Genomic DNA, 16,434 nt, shown 5'->3' on the forward strand with positions numbered 1-16,434 from the left:
AAAAGAGCAGCTTGTGCGGCTCTTGTTTTTTGTCAGGCCCGCGGCACATGTGCATCGAGTGCCGAGTATTTCAGGCTTTTGCTCTCGACGACTTGCTTGAGCAGAGCATTGACCTGGCGGCTGAAGGTATCGCTGATTGCCTCTTTCGGGGTGTTGGCCATCAACGGCACAAACCAGATGCCCATCCAGGTATTGACTCCGTCATGGTTGCTCGCGTTGGTCAGCGTCTGCCCTTGGGAATCCAGCGTCTCCAGGCTCATGGTGTATTGGTCGGTCGCCAGTGTCGGGATGACGGTAAACGTCAGGCCACTGATAAAGGCCATGACCATCTGACCACCGCCCGGTGGATGGTTGTAAACCTTCAAGCGCAGGTTGTAATCACCCGGCTGCTTCTGGAACTCGTCCAGTGTGACGCGACCGAACAGACCGGAATCGGTCAGCACTTTTTGCAGCTCCGGCTTTAGCATGTCGCGTGCTTGCGGCATTTCAACGGCTGAAGCGCTTTTCGGCTCGCCTTGATAGAAATCGAAGTCTACGTAGACATTCGGTTTGTTCGAATAACTGGCCATCGACGGCAAATTGACCGGAGCGACTTCGTCTTTGGTAAAGCTGGCGCAACCACTTAGCCCGAGCACCAAGGCCAACCCTAGAATTTTCCCAAATTGCATGACAACTCCTTTAAATGATGGCATTGCGCCTCCACACCAGAGGGCGGCCGCGAATTCTAGAGCGTTGCCAGCAATAGTAAAAGGCCATCACTCAAAAACGGCAGGCCTCACGCCCACCCTTCCAGGCGCAGCGTGGCCCGGACCAGACGCTGCTCCTCGCTTTCGATTTCCCTGAGGTTCTCGCAGATGCTCTGGATGTGCGCGATGGCCGCCTTGCGCGCCTGCTCCGGCATGCGGCCGGTCACGGCGTTGTAGAGCCGGGCGTGCTGACGGTCGATCTGGCGTTTTTGCGGTGCGCGGTGGTAGAGGTTGTTGACCGAGGCAAACACGGTGTTGAGCAGCAAGTCCGTCAGCGAGCGCAAGGTTTGCACCAGCACCGGGTTGTGCGAGGCCTCGCAGATCGCCAAGTGAAAGGCATGATCGAGCCGGGCGTGTTCGCTCGCTTCCATCGACCGCGTGCGGGCATCGAGCAGCGCTTCATAGCTGCGGGTGATGAGGACAAAATCCGCCTCGGTCCCGCGCAAGGCGGCCAGGCGAGCGGACTCTCCCTCAAGCAGGCTGCGCACCTCGAACAAATCGTAAAGTGTGCGCGGTTGTGAGCTGAACAAATGCATCAGCGGCGATGCGGCGCCGTGGCCCGACAGATCAGCGACAAAGGATCCCTTGCCCTGCTCCGTCTTGATAATCCCCCGGGCGCGCAACAACTTCAGGCCCTCGCGCAGCGCCGTGCGCGAGACGCCGAGTTTTTCGGTCAGGCGCCGTTCCGAAGGCAACAATTGCCCGGTCTTGAGGACCCCGTCGACGATCAGGCGTTCTATGCGCTCACAGACCACGTCTGCGACTTGAGGATTACGGGTCACTTTCGCACTCTCCATCGAACCTCCCACTGGTATGACCAGCCTCACCGGCAAAACCCGTCACGTTCGAATACGACCCTAAGTTTATGTATAGGCAGTTATTTTTCTCAAAATCGAAGAAACAACCCCTGAAGAACTGGTTCGACCACTCAAACAACACATGGACAGTAGGTCGCGTCAGGCCAATGATGCAAGTGAGCTTTCACCGCAAACAGACCTCTAATAAAAACAAACGGAGGGTCGCGAACCGCCTATGAACATCCTCTACGATGAACGCGTCGACGGCGTTCTGCCTGATGTCGACAGAGCCGCCCTGCTCCAGGCACTGAGCGCTCGCCTGCCGGACCTGGAAGTCCTGCATCAGCGCGAAGAACTCAAGCCGTATGAATGCGACGGACTATCCGCTTACCGCACTACGCCGATGCTGGTGGTGCTGCCGCGCCATATCGACGAAGTCCAGGGTGTGCTTAAGCTCTGCCATGAGTTTCACGTCCCGGTGGTTGCTCGCGGCGCCGGCACCGGTTTGTCCGGCGGTGCTCTACCGCTCGAAAAAGGCGTACTGCTGGTGATGGCGCGTTTCAACAACATCCTGCACATCGACCCCGCCGCACGCACGGCGCGGGTTCAACCGGGTGTGCGCAACCTGGCGATTTCCCAGGCCGCCGCACCGTTCGGCCTGTATTACGCGCCGGACCCCTCCTCGCAGATCGCCTGTTCAATCGGCGGCAACGTGGCCGAAAACGCCGGTGGCGTGCATTGCCTGAAATACGGCCTGACCGTGCACAACCTGCTCAAAGTCGACATCCTCACCGTCGATGGCGAACACCTGAGCCTGGGTTCCGAAGCCCTCGACTCGCCCGGGTTTGACCTGCTGGCATTGTTTACCGGTTCCGAAGGCATGCTGGGGGTGATCACCGAAGTCACGGTCAAACTGCTGCCCAAACCGCAAACCGCCAAGGTGCTGCTGGCAGCGTTCGATTCCGTCGAAAAGGCGGGTCGTGCAGTCGGCGACATTATTGCCGCCGGCATCATTCCGGGCGGTCTGGAAATGATGGACAACCTGGCCATTCGCGCTGCAGAAGATTTTATTCACGCCGGTTATCCGGTCGACGCCGAAGCCATTCTGCTGTGCGAGCTCGATGGCGTCGAAGCCGACGTCCACGATGACTGCGACCGTGTGCGCCAGGTGCTGGAACAGGCCGGCGCCACCGAAGTCCGCCAGGCCAGGGATGAGGCGGAACGCGTGCGCTTCTGGGCCGGGCGCAAGAATGCGTTCCCGGCAGTGGGCCGCCTCTCGCCGGATTATTACTGCATGGACGGGACGATCCCGCGCCGCGAGCTGCCCGGCGTGCTGCAGGCGATTGCCGCGCTGTCGGCTGAATACGACCTGCGGGTGGCCAACGTTTTCCATGCCGGTGACGGCAACATGCACCCGCTGATTCTGTTCGACGCCAACCAACCCGGCGAACTCGACCGCGCCGAAGCCCTGGGCGGCAAGATCCTCGAATTGTGCGTGAAAGTCGGCGGCAGCATCACCGGTGAACACGGGGTCGGCCGCGAGAAAATCAATCAGATGTGCGCGCAGTTCAACAGCGATGAGCTGACCCTGTTTCATGCCGTCAAAGCCGCGTTCGATCCGGGCGGCCTGCTCAACCCTGGCAAGAACATCCCGACGCTGCATCGCTGCGCCGAATTCGGCGCGATGCACGTTCACCTGGGTCAGATGCCCTTCCCTGATCTGGAGCGATTCTGATGCGCAGCAAACACGACATCGATGACAGCGGCGCGCTACTGGACCAGGTTAATCAGGCCCTGCAAAACGCCACGCCCCTGCGGATCCAGGGCGCCAACAGCAAAGCGTTTCTGGGCCGTATCGCGGCGGGCGAAGTGCTCGACACCCGCAGCCACCGAGGCATCGTCAGCTACGACCCGACCGAATTGGTGATCACCGCACGCTGCGGCACGCCGTTGGCAGAACTGGCCGATGTGCTGGATGCGGCGCAGCAGATGCTGCCGTGCGAACCACCCTCCTTCGGAGACGGCGCCACCGTGGGCGGGATGATTGCCAGTGGACTGTCCGGGCCGCGGCGCCCGTGGTCAGGCTCGGTCAGGGACTTTGTGCTCGGGACACGGGTCATCACCGGCCACGGCAAGCATTTGCGCTTCGGCGGCGAAGTCATGAAAAACGTCGCCGGCTACGATTTGTCGCGCTTGATGGCCGGCAGTTATGGGGCACTGGGTGTGATCACTGAAGTCTCGCTGAAAGTGCTGCCGAAACCTCGGCAAGCGTTAAGCATCAGCCTGGAAATGGACAGCGATCGTGCCTTGCTGCGCCTCGCCGAATGGGGCCAGCAACCGCTGCCGATCAGCGCCGCGTGCCACGACGGTCAGCGCCTGCACTTGCGGCTTGAAGGTGGCGAAGGTTCGGTGGCAGCGGCGCATGACCGCTTGGGTGGCGAAGTGCTGGACGCTTCGTATTGGGCGGATCTCAACGAACATCGACTGAGCTTCTTTGATGAAGACCAGCCGCTGTGGCGCCTGTCGGTCCCGCACAACACGCCTCGACTGTCCCTGCCCGGCCTGCAAATGATCGACTGGGGCGGCGCCCAGCGCTGGCTCAAATCCGATGCCGAAGCGGCGTTCATCCGCAAGGTCGTCGCTGAAGTCGGCGGGCACGTGACCTGCTACAGCCACGGCCTGATCGACAGCCCCTTCCAACCGTTGCCGGACGCGCTGATGCGCTATCACCGCAACTTGAAGGACCAACTCGATCCACGGGGCATCTTCAACCCCGGTCGCCTGTACGCGGAGCTTTGACCCATGCAGACCACCTTGAGCGAACAGGCCCGCCAACTGCCCCGCGCCGAAGAAGCCGAAAGCATCCTGCGCACGTGTGTGCACTGCGGTTTCTGCAACGCCACCTGCCCGACCTATCAACTGCTCGGCGATGAACTGGACGGGCCGCGTGGGCGCATCTACCTGATCAAACAGGTGCTGGAAGGCAACGAGGTCACCCAGAAGACCCAACAGCATCTGGATCGCTGCCTGTCTTGCCGTAACTGCGAAACCACCTGCCCCTCGGGCGTCGACTATCACAACTTGCTCGACATCGGCCGCGCGGTGGTCGATGCGGCTGTGCCGCGTTCGCTCGACCAACGCTTGTTGCGCGAAGGCTTGCGCAGCGTCGTACCCAACCCGGGGTTGTTCAAAGCACTGCTCAGCAGCGGTCAGGTGTTCCGTGCGCTGCTGCCCAACACGCTGCGAGCCAAGCTGCCGCGCCGTGTGTATCCGGCCAAACAACGTCCGACCGCCCGCCACACCCGGCAGGTGCTGATGCTCGAAGGGTGCGTGCAGCCGAGTCTGTCGCCGAACACCAACGCGGCCACCGCGCGTGTCCTGGATCGACTGGGGATCAGCGTGACACCGGCGCGCGAGGCCGGTTGCTGCGGCGCGGTCGATTATCACCTGGACGCCCAGGCGGCCGGCCTTGATCGCGCGCGCCGCAATATCGACGCGTGGTGGCCGAGCATTGAACAAGGCGCCGAGGCCATCGTGCAAACCGCCAGCGGTTGCGGTGCCTTCATCAAAGACTACGGCCACCTGCTCAGCACCGATGCGGCGTATGCCGAGAAGGCCAGAAAGGTCAGCGCACTGGCCAAGGATCTGGTTGAAGTGTTGCGCGAGGAGCCGCTGGACCAGCTCGGCATCCACAGCGACCAGCGCCTGGCCTTCCATTGCCCCTGCACCTTGCAGCACGCACAGAAACTCGGCGGTGCGGTTGAGGCGCTGCTGACGCGCCTGGGTTTCAACCTCACGTTCGTTCCCGACGGTCACCTGTGTTGCGGCTCGGCGGGCACCTATTCGATGACCCAACCGGAGCTGTCCCGGCAACTGCGCGACAACAAGCTCAATGCGCTGGAAAGCGGTCATCCCGAAGTCATTGTCACGGCCAATATCGGCTGTCAGTCCCACCTTGACGGTGCGGGCCGAACCCCTGTGCGCCACTGGATCGAACTGGTCGAAGCCGCGTTGCCCTCATCGAACCCCGGAGTATCCCCATGAAAAGCAAAGCCGTCCTCAGCCAGACCGAAGTCAGCCGGATTCTCAGCGCCGCACGCAACGAAGCACAGAATAATCAATGGGCCGTGACCATCGTGATTGTCGACGACGGAGGCCATCCTTTGGCCCTGGAGCGCCTCGACGGTTGCGCCCCGATCGGCGCCTACATCGCGACCGAAAAGGCCCGCACCTCAGCCCTTGGCCGACGGGAATCGAAAGGCTATGAAGAGATGGTCAACGGTGGACGCTACGCGTTTTTGTCCGCGCCGTTGCTGACGTCCCTGGAAGGTGGCGTACCAATCATCGTCGATGGCCAGGTGATCGGCGCGGTCGGCGTGTCCGGCGTCAAGGCCGAGCAGGATGCACAAGTGGCCAAGGCCGGCGCGCAGTGTCTGAACTGAACTGAAAACCCGATCAACACCGCATAACCCTGTGGGAGCGAGCCTGCTCGCGAATGCGGTGGATCATCTGATATCAATGTTGATTGACACACCGCTATCGCGAGCAGGCTCGCTCCCACAGGGAATTGCGGTGGGTCCTACACCTCAGTTTTACTTGCGCGCCAATTTGTATCGCACGCACTCTTCATAAAAATTCTGCCGGACATCCGCTGGCTTGAACCGCGACTTGCTGTCGTAAGTCTGTTCGGTGATGCCCATCGCCATCATGCGCATCCACGCCTTGCTGAATTTGTAGGCCTGTAGCTTCTGCCGGGCGGCATACAGGGAGACCCCGGCCAGCTTGAGTTCCTGAGCCCTCGCCGCCGTGCCCGCCCCCCAGCTGCACATATACCGGTCATTGGACGCCAGTTCCTTGGCTTGGGCAGAGGCTGCAACGCTGGCCAGGGCAAACGAGATCATCGTGACAAATACTCTTCGCAATTGCATTCCGCCTAACCACCTGAAAATGAAGTGGATTTTGGCGACAACCGTGACGCTTCGGGGCCAGCAAATTGCCTCTTTTTCAGCTATTGCAGCTTGAGCGTCTACAACAGCATCGAGACCGGCACCGAAATGCCGGCGCGCCTGCGGGCCGTGCTCGGCGACGATCAGGATGTGCGCGTGATCATTGTCGACCGTGCGCCGCAGATCGGCGCGACGATGGGTGACGGCATTCGTCCCTCCATCATCGAAGCGTCCGAACACCTGGGCGTCGAATGGGTGGTCAACGCCAGTGTCGCGGCAGTTTGCGTTTACCATCGTAATGCCTGCACCCTGATATGAATCAGCCAGACACTGGCGGTCATGGTTTAAGATCGTTTGAAGCGTCCTCCGGACTTGATAACCACTTCATGCGCTTAAACCTGAAGGTTCGTATGCCCTCCTCGCTACCCTTGCCGGTTCAATGCCCCCGCCAGCCCGCCCGCACGTGGCTGCGGTCACTGCTGTTGCTGAGCGCCATCCTGCCAGGCATCGCCAATGCCGGGCCCAGACCCGACAACATGGTTTATCTGCGCACGATTGACCCCACCATCGAGCAAGATATCCGCTACGCCAGCGCCCACAACTTCACCGGACACTCGCTCGACGGATACGATGCCGCCGAGTGCCTGCTGTCGCTGGACACCGCCCAGGCCCTCGCCCGGGTGCAACGGGCACTTCAAAAGCAAGGCTACGGCTTGAAGGTGTTCGACTGCTATCGACCCAGCCGTGCGGTGGCCGATATGGGCCGCTTCGCGACTGAGCCGGGGAACCCGCGCAAAGCCGAGTTCTATCCGCGCGTCGACAAGCAGGACTTCTGGCGGCTGGGGTATGTGGCGCGGGTGTCGAATCACTCCAGAGGCTCAACCGTGGACCTGACGCTCATCGGCCCCAAGGCTCTGACCGCCGACACCTGGATACCCAAGGCCGCGCAAGTCGATTGCACCGCGCCTTATGCCCAGCGCTGGCGCGACGGCGCACTCGACATGGGCACCGGGTACGATTGCTTCGATGAGCGTGCGCACACCGCCAACCCGACGATCAATGCGACGGCGAAGGAAAACCGTCAGCGGCTCAGCAGCGCCATGGAGAAAGAGGGTTTCGCCGGTTACTCGAAAGAATGGTGGCACTTCACTTTCGGTGGAGACGGAGCGCCGAAGAGCGTGATGGATTTTCCCATCACACCGCTGAGTACCAACGAGGTACTGGACAGCAGTCACCAATTGATTGTGGTCACCACAAAAAACTGGGATGACATTCAGGGCATCGCCCAGCGCTATGAACGAGACGGGGCCAGCTTTCGAAAAGTCGGCGACGGCTTTGCGGTGGTGGTCGGCAAGAACGGGATGGCGTGGGGTAAAGGGTTGGGCAACGTTGAGCCTGGTGAAGGACCGGTCAAACGTGAAGGTGATGGGAAAGCACCTGCCGGGATCTTCAGACTCGGGACTGCGTTTGGTTATGACGCGACGGCCGCGACAAAGCTGCCTTATCTTGCGCTGACCTCGACCACAGAGTGTGTGGATGACAGAAAATCCGAACGTTACAACGAATTGGTCGACGGCGCGGCGATAGCCAAGGACTGGAACAGTTCCGAGCAGATGCGCGAAGAGGCTGGGTATCGCAAAGGGATCTTGATCGAGCACAACACGCCAGCGTCACCGGGTGCAGGTTCGTGCATCTTTTTCCATATCTGGCGGGGACCTGCTTCGCCTACGTTGGGGTGTACGGCAATGGATCAGGGGGATATTTCGCGGTTGTTCGAGTGGCTGAATCCCCGTGAGTCTCCGGTGTTGGTGCAGATGCCTGAGGGGGAATATGAGCAATTGCGCGAGCGATGGAAATTGCCTCGGCGTTGATGGAAGAGGTGAATCGAGTGCTGGATAACAGGTTCCGGCCGGCTAATCATGGAGACCTATAGCGGCTGACTTGGTCAGCCCTGCTTCAAATCAAGGCAGTAGGTGTAATACCCCGTGTCGCGCACGTAACCCAACGACTCATACAACCGCTGCGCGCCGAAATTATCCGTGGCCGTTTCCAGCACCATGCCCTTGGCGCCGGTCGACAGCGCAAAGGCTCGGGCAGCGTTCATCAGCAACCGGCCCACGCCCTGCCCCCTGGATTCGGGTTTGGTGAACAGGTCGCTGAGCAACCAGGTGCGGTGGGCGTCGATGGAGGAAAATGTCGGGTACAGTTGGACGAACCCCAGCGCATCACCGGAAAGGTCCGATGCGAAAAAGATCACGGACTCATCCCGGTCAATGCGTTCGGCAATGAACTCACGGGATTGCGGCAGGTTCGAGGGCTGGCCGTAGAAGCCTCGATAAGCGTCGAAGAGGGGGGCGATTTTGTCGATGTGCGTTGCCTCGACGCGCAAGACTTGGACGGCCATGCCTGGGGTCTCCCTAGGGGTTACTTGGGTTGCGCCACCGTGCGCAAATAAGGTTTCACCGTTTTGAAACCATCCGGGTATTTCTTCTTCGCGTCCTCGTCAGAGACGGAAGTCGGAATGATCACATCCTCACCCGGACGCCAGTTCACCGGCGTGGCAACGGTGTGCTTGGCGTTCAGTTGCAGTGCATCGAGCAGACGCAATACCTCATCAAAGTTGCGCCCGGCACTCATCGGGTAGATGAGCATCGCCTTGACCTTCTTGTCCGGCCCGATGATGAACACGGAACGCACCGTGGCGTTGTCCACGGCGGTGCGTGCGCCGCCGCTGGCATTCGGATGGATCATGTCGTAGAGCTTGGCCACCACCAGATTTTCGTCGCCGATCATGGGGTAGTTGACCGCATGCCCCTGGGTTTCTTCGATGTCCTTGGCCCAGCTCGCATGATTGCTGACGGGGTCGACGCTGAGCCCGACGATCTTGGTGTTGCGTTTATCGAACTCTGGCTTGAGCCCTGCCATGTAACCGAGCTCAGTGGTGCACACCGGGGTGAAGTCCTTGGGATGCGAGAACAGGATCGCCCACTTGTCGCCAATCCACTCATGGAAATGCAGCGTGCCCTCGGTGCTTTCGACGGTAAAGTCCGGTGCTTCGTCGCCAATGCGGATGGTCATATCGTTCTCCTGACTGTGAGCTTGTAGGGAGGCCGTCGCAACGCCAGTCGCTGTTCCAACGGCATTCGGGATCTGTGTTGAACCGATCAACGCGGATCAGTATAGGAGACGCTTCAAGACCTGCCGGTGACCGGCGCATTCACTTTGTAAGTCGTTGATTCAGGCCTCCGTACGCTGTCAGGCAACACCGCCAGCGCGACGTGCCAGCATGCGTCTCAGGCTTTTCGACGCCGGCCATTCATGCGTAATCCAGCAACAGTGTTTGTCCAGCGGGCCGCTGTTTGAGGGAGGGGTAACGCCCTAGCATCGTCTCTACCCGGTAAGCCAATGGCGACACCGGAGCAACCCAGACGAGACGGTGAATAAAATGAAAATACTGAAAGTGGCGCTTTTCCTGGCGCTGGGCGGTATCGCCGCACAGTCCTTTGCAAACGACAGCCAGTCAACGGCCGAAGCCGGTAAGACGCCGGTTGAACGCTACACCTACAGCACCCAACTGGACATCAAGAAAGTCATTGCCGTGACCGACATTGCGAACGAGTGCGGCCCCGTCCCGGCGCAAATGACCTATGAAGATTCCAACGGTCAACGCCATGTCCTTCAGTACCAGGTGATGGGCACCGGATGTTCAAATGGTTGAACGCTGCCAGGATGATGGAGGGTCGACACTCCATGCCTGCAGCCTGTGTGAATCAACTTTTTTTCGCTGAGCCGACGATGTTTTCATCCGCGGCCAACACGACCGGAATGGAGTGTTTGAGAAACGCTACCCAGGTCTTTATTTTTGCATCGACGAACTTTCGTGACGGATAGATCGCATACAGATTCAGCGCTTCAAGGTGATGGCCGGGCAATACACGCACCAACGTGCCGGCCCGCAAGCCATTGACCGCCGATGCAATGGGCTGGATACCAATCCCCATCCCATTGGTGATTGCGACGGTCATGCCATCGGCGGTGTTGATATGAAACGGTGACAACGCCACGTTGACGGTTTCCACGCCTTCGGGCCCGTCCAATACCCAGTTTTCAACCGGCATGACGGTGTTCACGATTTTCAGACAGTCATGTGCAGCGAGCGCGGCCGGGGAATCCGGATGTCCGCGTTTTTTCAAGTACGCCGGCGACGCGCAGAGAATGCTGTACGTGACGCCGAGGCGCTGCGCCACGAAGCCTGAATCGGGCAAGTCCCGGGCCAGCACGATCGACATGTCGTAGCCCTCCTCCAGCAAATCCGGCAGTCGATTAGTCAGGGTCAAATCAAACATGACCGTAGGGTGCAGCTCTCTGTATCTGGCAATGGCGTCGATCACGTAATGATTGCCAACGGCGGACATCGCATGGATTTTCAGCCGCCCTACAGGCTGGGTGTTCGCGGTGACTGCTTCCTCGTCGGCCTCCCGCACCTCGTCAAGAATCCTCTCGCAGCGTTCCAGGTAACGCAGGCCGGCTTCGGTCAGCGCCAGACGGCGGGTCGTGCGGTTGATCAGTCGGGTTTGCAGCCTGGCTTCCAGACTGGAGATCGCTTTGGAGACGTTGGTGGTGTTGGTGTCCAATACCTGCGCCGCCGCCGTAAAGCTGCCGCTCTGGGCCACCGCCACGAAAAACCGCAGGGTCTGGAACACGTCCATCGTTTTCACCTCGGGGGATGGAAAAAAGAGGCGGCCTTGCAAGGCTGCCTCTTCATCATGGGTTACTTCTTGCGCGGAATAAATCCTGGGACGCCGGTTTCGACTACAGAGTTGAATCGAATCCGGGTCGTGATGTCCTCCTGAATTTCAACCATGGCCCGTTGCGGCAAGGTCGAAATATCGAAGTTTTCCCGGATGTGACTCGGTGTCGCCGACGTGGTCAGGAACGCCACGCCCCGCTGCACCGACCAGGCCAGCGCCACTTGCGCCGGGGTTTTCTGCACACGTTGGGCGATCTGGGTAATCACCGGCTCTTCCAATACATTGGGCTCCATGCCGTGGCCCAGTGGCGCAAACGCAAGCACGATAATCCCATGCTCTTTGCAGAATTCGAGCAGTTCCCATTCCGGCAGGTACGGGTGAGCTTCAACTTGCACCACGGCCGGTTTGATCCGCGCCACTTCGACGATTTCTCGCAGTTTTTCCAGGGTAATGTCCGACAAGCCGATCGACTTGCAGCGGCCTTCATCCACCAGGCGCTCCAGCGCCCGCCAGGTCTCGATCAGCGTGACGCCGTCGTCGTAGATAACGTGGCCCTCTTCATCTCTCGGGTCCTGGTTGTCGCCGGGTTGAAAGGCAAACGGCGTGTGGATCAGGTAGCAGTCGATGTAATCAACTTGGAGGCGTCGGCAACTGGCCTCGAACGCCGGTGCGACGCGCTCGGGACGGTGGTTGGTGTTCCACAGTTTGGTGGTGACGAACAGGTCTTCGCGGCGGACTTTTCCGGCGTCCAGCATTTCCTTGAAGGCCACGCCCACCTGTTCTTCATTTCGATAACGCTCGGCGCAATCGAAATGGCGAAAGCCTGCTTCCAGCGCGTCCTTGACCGCCTGGGTGGTGACGCTGAGGTCGCGAAACAGGGTGCCGAATCCCACGGCCGGCATTGCGCCGGAGCCGTGATTCAACGGAAATTTCGTGTCACGAAGGTCATCGTTAAAGTGCTCGTAAGTCATGTCTGTACTCCAATCTCTGGGGCTATTGATACGAAGGTTTCGGGGCTTCGCGGCTGGCAACGCGCTGCTCGAACGCGCCGACGGAATTACCGCCGAGCGCCACGTACAGCCGCACGGTGTCGAGGTATTGCGCGGTCTTCACGCGGATCTGACCGAGCAACGCCTGCTCATAGGCACGCTCCGCTTCCAGCACCTGAAGGATGCTGTTCTCGCCTTGCGCATAGGCTTGCTGGTTCAAGCGCAAACTGGTGTCGGCGGCGCGTAACGCGTCTTCCTGCGCCAGGTTTTGCTCGGCGTCATGGTTGATGGCCTGCAGCGAGTCCGCGACCTGGCCGAACGACTGAATGACGGTCTGCTGGTAGCCAGCGAGCGTCGCCTTGTAGCCGTCGACGGCCGCCTGACGTTCAGCCTTGAGCGTTCCGCCATCGAACAGCGGCCCCGCGATCCCCGCCGCGAAACCCCAGAGTGCAGCGCCGCCATTGCCTGAGGCGGCCTGGGCCAACGACGCGGACAACGTGACGCGCGGGTAAAGATTGGCGGTGGCGATGCCGACGGCCGCGCTGGCCATGTGCAATTCGGCCTCGGCTTGCAGAACGTCCGGCCGGCCGTGGGCCATTTCCGAGGGCACGCTGACGGGCACGTTCGCCGGCAATACGAACTCGGCAAAATCAAAGTCCGGCGCGCTCCAGTCACCCGGGCCTTTGCCCGTCAGAATCGACAACGCGTGGCGTGCCGCATCGCGCTGCTGAGCGAGGGGCGGCAGCAGCGTGCGGTCCTGGGCGAGCCGGGTTTCGGCCAACGAAACGTCGATCTGCGTGGTGGTGCCGTTGGTGTGGGCCATGCGCACGAGGTCGAGGTTCTTGGCGTCATTGGCCAGCAGCTTCTCGACGGCCGCGATCTGCGCGTTGGCGGAAGCCACCAACAATGCCTGGCTGGCAACGTCGCCGGTCAGGGTCAGGTACGCCGCTTCATAACGATGCTTCTGCAGCGCGGTAAACGCTTCTTGCTGTTCGATCACGCGCTTGTTGCCGCCGAACACGTCAAGGTCAAAGCCAACCCGCGGCCCGATTGCATAGAAGTTGGAGGTGGCAGGCTCCTTGGCGTTGTGTACCCGCTGGCGGCCTGCCGTCGCGCCAAAATCGACTTGCGGATACAACGCACCTTCCGCGGCAGCTACCGAAGACGCGGCTTGCCGGATTGTTGCGTCCGCTGCCACGAGTTCAAGATTGCCCTCGATGGCGCGACGCACCACGCTGTTGAGCTTGTGCGACTGGAAAGCTGTCCACCAGTCACCGCGGACCTTTTTACCCAGGTCGATATGCTGTTCACCGGGCGTGTTGCCGCCCTGACCGAGGCGTTGCTCGGCCTGTTGATCGTAATGCTGCGACAGACTCGGCGGCTGCATTTGATAGTCAGGGCCGACGGTGCAAGCGGTCAGGAATGCCAGCGCCGATGCCGCACCGAAGGTGGTCTTGAACAGTTGTCTGTTGATGAAGCGTGCAGAGGATTTCATTGGGCAAACTCCACGAAAACTAGTTGGTCGGAACGGGCTTGCGAAGAAAGACAACCAGTGGACTCACCACCAGCATCGCCACCATCAAAATCTTGAATTGGTCGACCACCGCGATAAACGCCGCTTGGCCGGTGATCATTTCGTTGAGGCCAGCCAAGGCTTGCAGGGACATCGGGCCGACGCGGTACGGGGTCAGGTTGCTCGCCAGCGCCAGGTGCATCGCTTGTGTGTTGTTGAAGAAATACAACTGCACAATCGCCACGCCCAAAGTGCTGCCGTACACACGGGACAGATTGAACAGACCGGTGCCTTCAGGACGTAGCGTCGGATCGAGCGTGCTGAACGCAACGTTGGTCAGCGACGGCATCAAGATGCCGATGCCAATCCCCTGGATCGCACCGGCCACCGCCACGGGCGACCAGTCCATCAACGGCGAATAACCGAGCATCAGCCAGTTGGCATAGATCACCACACCAACCCCTGCCGCCACGAACAGCCGACGGTCGAAACGCTCAGGCACACGGCCCATCAGCAGGAACGCACCGACCAGCCCGATACCCCGGGGGATGGTCAAAGAACCGGTGGTGTCCGGCGGGTAGCCGAGAATCTCGTCGAGCATTGGCGAGGTCAGCGCCATGGTCGACAACAGCACGAAACCGACGGCAAAAAAGATGATCGTCGACAGCACGAAGTTGCGGTCGTTGAACAAACGCTTATTGAGGAAATGCACCTTCGTGGTCAGCACATGCACCGCAAACAGGTAGAACCCCAATGCACAGCCGATTGCTTCCAGCCAGATCTCGGTCGAGGCAAACCAGTCGAGGCGTTCACCACGGTCGAGGAGCATTTGCAGGCTGATCAACCCCAGCGTGAAGCTGCCAAAACCAAAGAAATCGAACGTCGGCCGCTTCTCGGCTTTCTTTTCGGCCAGCAACAACGTCATCACCAGGCCGATAAACGCCGACAACGGGAGGCTGAGATAGAACGTCGGCCGCCAGCCGTAATGTTCACCGATCCAGCCACCGATGCTCGGGCCACTGACGATGCCGAACAGCACGATGGCCGTCCAGGTCGCGCCAAACTTCGCGCGCTTCTCAAGGGGCAATGTCTCCAGCGAAATCGCCATCGACAGCGGTGCCAGCACCCCACTCGCCAGGCCCTGAATAATGCGGGCACCGACGAACTCCAAGGGCGTCGTGGCCTGGGTGGCAAGCAGCAAGCCGAGGACGAAAAACGCCAGCGCGGCTTGGTACACCCGCTTCAGGCCAAATCGCCCGGCGAGCCACTGCGCGATCGGCAGGGTGATGGCGCTCGCGGCGAGGTACGAGGTGAAAATCCAGCCCGCCTGATCGTCGGTCATCGACAGGCTGCCCTGAATCAACCTGAGCACGGCATTGGGAAGTGGCAGGTTCGCCGACTGCATATACGTTGCAAGCAACGCAGCGAACCTTAACGTTCCCGCACCTTGAGGTCCGGCAAGATGAGCGTTCATCAGAAGTTACCTGCGGTCAGCAAAGCCTTGAGCGGATGCCACCACGGCGTGCGGTAGCCGGTATCGATCTTGACCGTGGCGCTGGTGCCCGAGAACAGCGGCAATGTGGGGTCGGTCTGATCGAGTTCGAGCCGCACCGGTACACGCTGCACGACCTTGACCCAGTTGCCGGTGGCATTTTCCGGCGGCAGCAAGGCGAAGTCCGAGCCGGCACCCGGGCTCATGCTGGTCACGTGGGCCTTGAATACGTGATCCGGGTAGGTGTCGATACTGACCGTCGCTTCCTGGCCAGGACGCATGTGAGTGACATCGGTTTCGCGGAAGTTGGCTTCCACCCAGATATCGCGTTCGGACAGCAGGGCAAAGGCTGGCGCACCGTTGTTGACGAAGTTGCCGACCTGCAGATCGTCGACCTTGGCGACGATGCCGTCATCCGGCGCATACACCGTCGCGTACGACAGGTAGAGCTGCGCTTCGTCGAGCTGCGCCTTGGCTTCGCGAACCGTCGGGTGGGCATTAACGTCGATGTCTGGATTGCCGTTCAAGGCCACGACGGTGCTGGCGATCTGTTGCTCGATTGACGTGACCCGTTGGCGGGCGACTTTAAGGTCCGTGTCGGCGCGCTCGTAAATGGCGCGCGAGACAAACTCGGTCGCGACCAGCGCCTTTTTCCGGGCAAATTCACGTTGATCGAAATCGGCGGACTCTTTCGCCGATTGCAGCTCAGCCTGCTGCTGCCGGTAGTTGGCCTTGAGTCCATCGATCCGCAGGCGCGCCACGCTGATCTGTGCTTCTGCACGGTTGACGGCAATCTGCAACGGTTTCGGATCGATGCGGAACAGCACCTGGCCTTTGTGTACGCGCTGATTGTCCTCGACGGCGATCTCGACCACTTGCCCGGAAATCCGCGCATTGATCGATGCCTTGGCCACTCGGGCGTAGGCGTTATCGGTCGAAACAATCGCCGCGCCCGCTTGATGGTGGGCATAGCCAACCGCGGCGACAATCAGCGGCAGACCGATGATCAGCAATGGCCGCAGTTTCTGTTTGAAGGGTTTCTTGATAGGCGTATCGCCAAGGTTCGGCGCGGGGTGCTCGAAGCTCTGCGAAGCCGGGATGTCGAACTGTTTAGTCATGATCGAATACACCTTTCACCGGGACATCGGGCCGGCAAACAATGCGGCGGCCCCGACGTCAATAGTTGCTGTGAGGAATCAA

The 16,434-nt window shown here is 60.4% G+C and carries 16 protein-coding genes and 1 pseudogene; 7 read left to right on the forward strand and 10 right to left on the reverse strand.

Going from position 1 to position 16,434, the window contains the following annotated elements; translation table 11 throughout:
- Positions 1-32 precede the first annotated feature (32 nt).
- Positions 33-668 carry a hypothetical protein gene (locus BLU63_RS31275; protein ID WP_083377125.1) on the reverse strand — a complete coding sequence of 212 codons (636 nt, stop codon included), beginning with the start codon at positions 666-668 and terminating at the stop codon, positions 33-35.
- Between the two features lie 107 nt (positions 669-775).
- Positions 776-1,543: a transcriptional regulator GlcC gene (gene glcC, locus BLU63_RS31280; RefSeq protein WP_077748786.1), complete on the reverse strand. Its 768-nt coding sequence runs from the start codon at positions 1,541-1,543 to the stop codon at positions 776-778.
- Positions 1,544-1,778: 235 nt separating this feature from the next.
- Here glcC and glcD point away from each other — a divergent pair, with 235 nt between their 5' ends.
- The 4 genes from glcD to BLU63_RS31300 are packed head-to-tail and all read left to right on the forward strand — an operon-like array spanning position 1,779 to position 5,985.
- The gene (glcD, locus tag BLU63_RS31285; RefSeq protein ID WP_010459055.1) at positions 1,779-3,278 is read left to right on the forward strand and encodes a glycolate oxidase subunit GlcD; all 1,500 of its coding nucleotides are present in this window, start codon (positions 1,779-1,781) and stop codon (positions 3,276-3,278) included.
- On the forward strand, positions 3,278-4,342 hold the full coding sequence (glcE, locus tag BLU63_RS31290) for a glycolate oxidase subunit GlcE (protein ID WP_083377126.1): 1,065 nt from the start codon (positions 3,278-3,280) through the stop codon (positions 4,340-4,342). The genes glcD and glcE overlap by 1 nt, the downstream gene beginning before the upstream one ends.
- Positions 4,343-4,345: 3 nt before the next feature.
- A complete protein-coding gene (glcF, locus tag BLU63_RS31295) occupies positions 4,346-5,587 on the forward strand; it encodes a glycolate oxidase subunit GlcF (RefSeq protein ID WP_010459050.1) in 1,242 nt (413 codons plus the stop codon).
- A complete protein-coding gene (locus tag BLU63_RS31300) occupies positions 5,584-5,985 on the forward strand; it encodes a heme-binding protein (RefSeq protein ID WP_010459048.1) in 402 nt (133 codons plus the stop codon). Before glcF ends, BLU63_RS31300 begins: the two co-directional genes overlap by 4 nt.
- Before the next feature lie 150 nt (positions 5,986-6,135).
- Here the strand turns inward: BLU63_RS31300 and BLU63_RS31305 are convergent, their stop codons facing one another.
- Positions 6,136-6,471: a hypothetical protein gene (locus BLU63_RS31305; RefSeq protein WP_370693274.1), complete on the reverse strand. Its 336-nt coding sequence runs from the start codon at positions 6,469-6,471 to the stop codon at positions 6,136-6,138.
- A 99-nt stretch (positions 6,472-6,570) separates the two neighbouring features.
- Between BLU63_RS31305 and BLU63_RS31310 the strand changes: the two are divergent.
- Positions 6,571-6,771, forward strand: a pseudogene (locus BLU63_RS31310) (NAD(P)/FAD-dependent oxidoreductase); the annotation flags it as partial.
- Positions 6,772-6,899: 128 nt separating this feature from the next.
- Positions 6,900-8,360 (forward strand): M15 family metallopeptidase, encoded by a 1,461-nt coding sequence (locus tag BLU63_RS31315; protein ID WP_083377127.1) that lies wholly within the window; start codon positions 6,900-6,902, stop codon positions 8,358-8,360.
- Between the two features lie 74 nt (positions 8,361-8,434).
- Here the strand turns inward: BLU63_RS31315 and BLU63_RS31320 are convergent, their stop codons facing one another.
- Positions 8,435-8,893 (reverse strand): GNAT family N-acetyltransferase, encoded by a 459-nt coding sequence (locus BLU63_RS31320; RefSeq protein ID WP_083377128.1) that lies wholly within the window; start codon positions 8,891-8,893, stop codon positions 8,435-8,437.
- A 20-nt stretch (positions 8,894-8,913) separates the two neighbouring features.
- Complete coding sequence (locus tag BLU63_RS31325) at positions 8,914-9,567, reverse strand: peroxiredoxin (RefSeq protein ID WP_010459028.1); 654 nt, start codon at positions 9,565-9,567, stop codon at positions 8,914-8,916.
- A 367-nt stretch (positions 9,568-9,934) separates the two neighbouring features.
- On the opposite strand from BLU63_RS31325, the gene BLU63_RS31330 reads away from it, so the two are divergent.
- Positions 9,935-10,207: a DUF2790 domain-containing protein gene (locus tag BLU63_RS31330; protein ID WP_083377129.1), complete on the forward strand. Its 273-nt coding sequence runs from the start codon at positions 9,935-9,937 to the stop codon at positions 10,205-10,207.
- A gap of 52 nt (positions 10,208-10,259) precedes the next feature.
- Here BLU63_RS31330 and BLU63_RS31335 read toward each other — a convergent pair whose 3' ends face one another.
- From BLU63_RS31335 to BLU63_RS31355, 5 genes are all read right to left on the reverse strand, one after another.
- On the reverse strand, positions 10,260-11,198 hold the full coding sequence (locus BLU63_RS31335; protein WP_010459023.1) for a LysR family transcriptional regulator: 939 nt from the start codon (positions 11,196-11,198) through the stop codon (positions 10,260-10,262).
- A 62-nt stretch (positions 11,199-11,260) separates the two neighbouring features.
- The gene (locus tag BLU63_RS31340; RefSeq protein ID WP_083377130.1) at positions 11,261-12,211 is read right to left on the reverse strand and encodes an aldo/keto reductase; all 951 of its coding nucleotides are present in this window, start codon (positions 12,209-12,211) and stop codon (positions 11,261-11,263) included.
- 22 nt (positions 12,212-12,233) lie between these two features.
- Positions 12,234-13,724, reverse strand: coding sequence for an efflux transporter outer membrane subunit (locus BLU63_RS31345; protein WP_083377131.1), 1,491 nt, complete (start codon positions 13,722-13,724; stop codon positions 12,234-12,236).
- 19 nt (positions 13,725-13,743) lie between these two features.
- Positions 13,744-15,216, reverse strand: coding sequence for a DHA2 family efflux MFS transporter permease subunit (locus BLU63_RS31350; protein ID WP_083377132.1), 1,473 nt, complete (start codon positions 15,214-15,216; stop codon positions 13,744-13,746).
- Positions 15,216-16,352, reverse strand: coding sequence for an HlyD family secretion protein (locus BLU63_RS31355; protein ID WP_083377133.1), 1,137 nt, complete (start codon positions 16,350-16,352; stop codon positions 15,216-15,218). The genes BLU63_RS31350 and BLU63_RS31355 overlap by 1 nt, the downstream gene beginning before the upstream one ends.
- Positions 16,353-16,434 lie beyond the last annotated feature (82 nt).

It is taken from the genome of Pseudomonas mandelii, assembly GCF_900106065.1.
GTDB lineage: Bacteria > Pseudomonadota > Gammaproteobacteria > Pseudomonadales > Pseudomonadaceae > Aquipseudomonas > Aquipseudomonas mandelii.

What these genes read in the sequence shown, in the direction of transcription:
- BLU63_RS31275 (WP_083377125.1), bottom strand. Translation starts at nt 668, where the DNA reads ATGCAATTTGGGAAAATTCTAGGGTTGGCCTTGGTGCTCGGGCTAAGT.
- glcC (WP_077748786.1), bottom strand. Translation starts at nt 1,543, where the DNA reads ATGGAGAGTGCGAAAGTGACCCGTAATCCTCAAGTCGCAGACGTGGTC.
- glcD (WP_010459055.1), top strand. Translation starts at nt 1,779, where the DNA reads ATGAACATCCTCTACGATGAACGCGTCGACGGCGTTCTGCCTGATGTC.
- glcE (WP_083377126.1), top strand. Translation starts at nt 3,278, where the DNA reads ATGCGCAGCAAACACGACATCGATGACAGCGGCGCGCTACTGGACCAG.
- glcF (WP_010459050.1), top strand. Translation starts at nt 4,346, where the DNA reads ATGCAGACCACCTTGAGCGAACAGGCCCGCCAACTGCCCCGCGCCGAA.
- BLU63_RS31300 (WP_010459048.1), top strand. Translation starts at nt 5,584, where the DNA reads ATGAAAAGCAAAGCCGTCCTCAGCCAGACCGAAGTCAGCCGGATTCTC.
- BLU63_RS31305 (WP_370693274.1), bottom strand. Translation starts at nt 6,471, where the DNA reads ATGCAATTGCGAAGAGTATTTGTCACGATGATCTCGTTTGCCCTGGCC.
- BLU63_RS31315 (WP_083377127.1), top strand. Translation starts at nt 6,900, where the DNA reads ATGCCCTCCTCGCTACCCTTGCCGGTTCAATGCCCCCGCCAGCCCGCC.
- BLU63_RS31320 (WP_083377128.1), bottom strand. Translation starts at nt 8,893, where the DNA reads ATGGCCGTCCAAGTCTTGCGCGTCGAGGCAACGCACATCGACAAAATC.
- BLU63_RS31325 (WP_010459028.1), bottom strand. Translation starts at nt 9,567, where the DNA reads ATGACCATCCGCATTGGCGACGAAGCACCGGACTTTACCGTCGAAAGC.
- BLU63_RS31330 (WP_083377129.1), top strand. Translation starts at nt 9,935, where the DNA reads ATGAAAATACTGAAAGTGGCGCTTTTCCTGGCGCTGGGCGGTATCGCC.
- BLU63_RS31335 (WP_010459023.1), bottom strand. Translation starts at nt 11,198, where the DNA reads ATGGACGTGTTCCAGACCCTGCGGTTTTTCGTGGCGGTGGCCCAGAGC.
- BLU63_RS31340 (WP_083377130.1), bottom strand. Translation starts at nt 12,211, where the DNA reads ATGACTTACGAGCACTTTAACGATGACCTTCGTGACACGAAATTTCCG.
- BLU63_RS31345 (WP_083377131.1), bottom strand. Translation starts at nt 13,724, where the DNA reads ATGAAATCCTCTGCACGCTTCATCAACAGACAACTGTTCAAGACCACC.
- BLU63_RS31350 (WP_083377132.1), bottom strand. Translation starts at nt 15,216, where the DNA reads ATGAACGCTCATCTTGCCGGACCTCAAGGTGCGGGAACGTTAAGGTTC.
- BLU63_RS31355 (WP_083377133.1), bottom strand. Translation starts at nt 16,352, where the DNA reads ATGACTAAACAGTTCGACATCCCGGCTTCGCAGAGCTTCGAGCACCCC.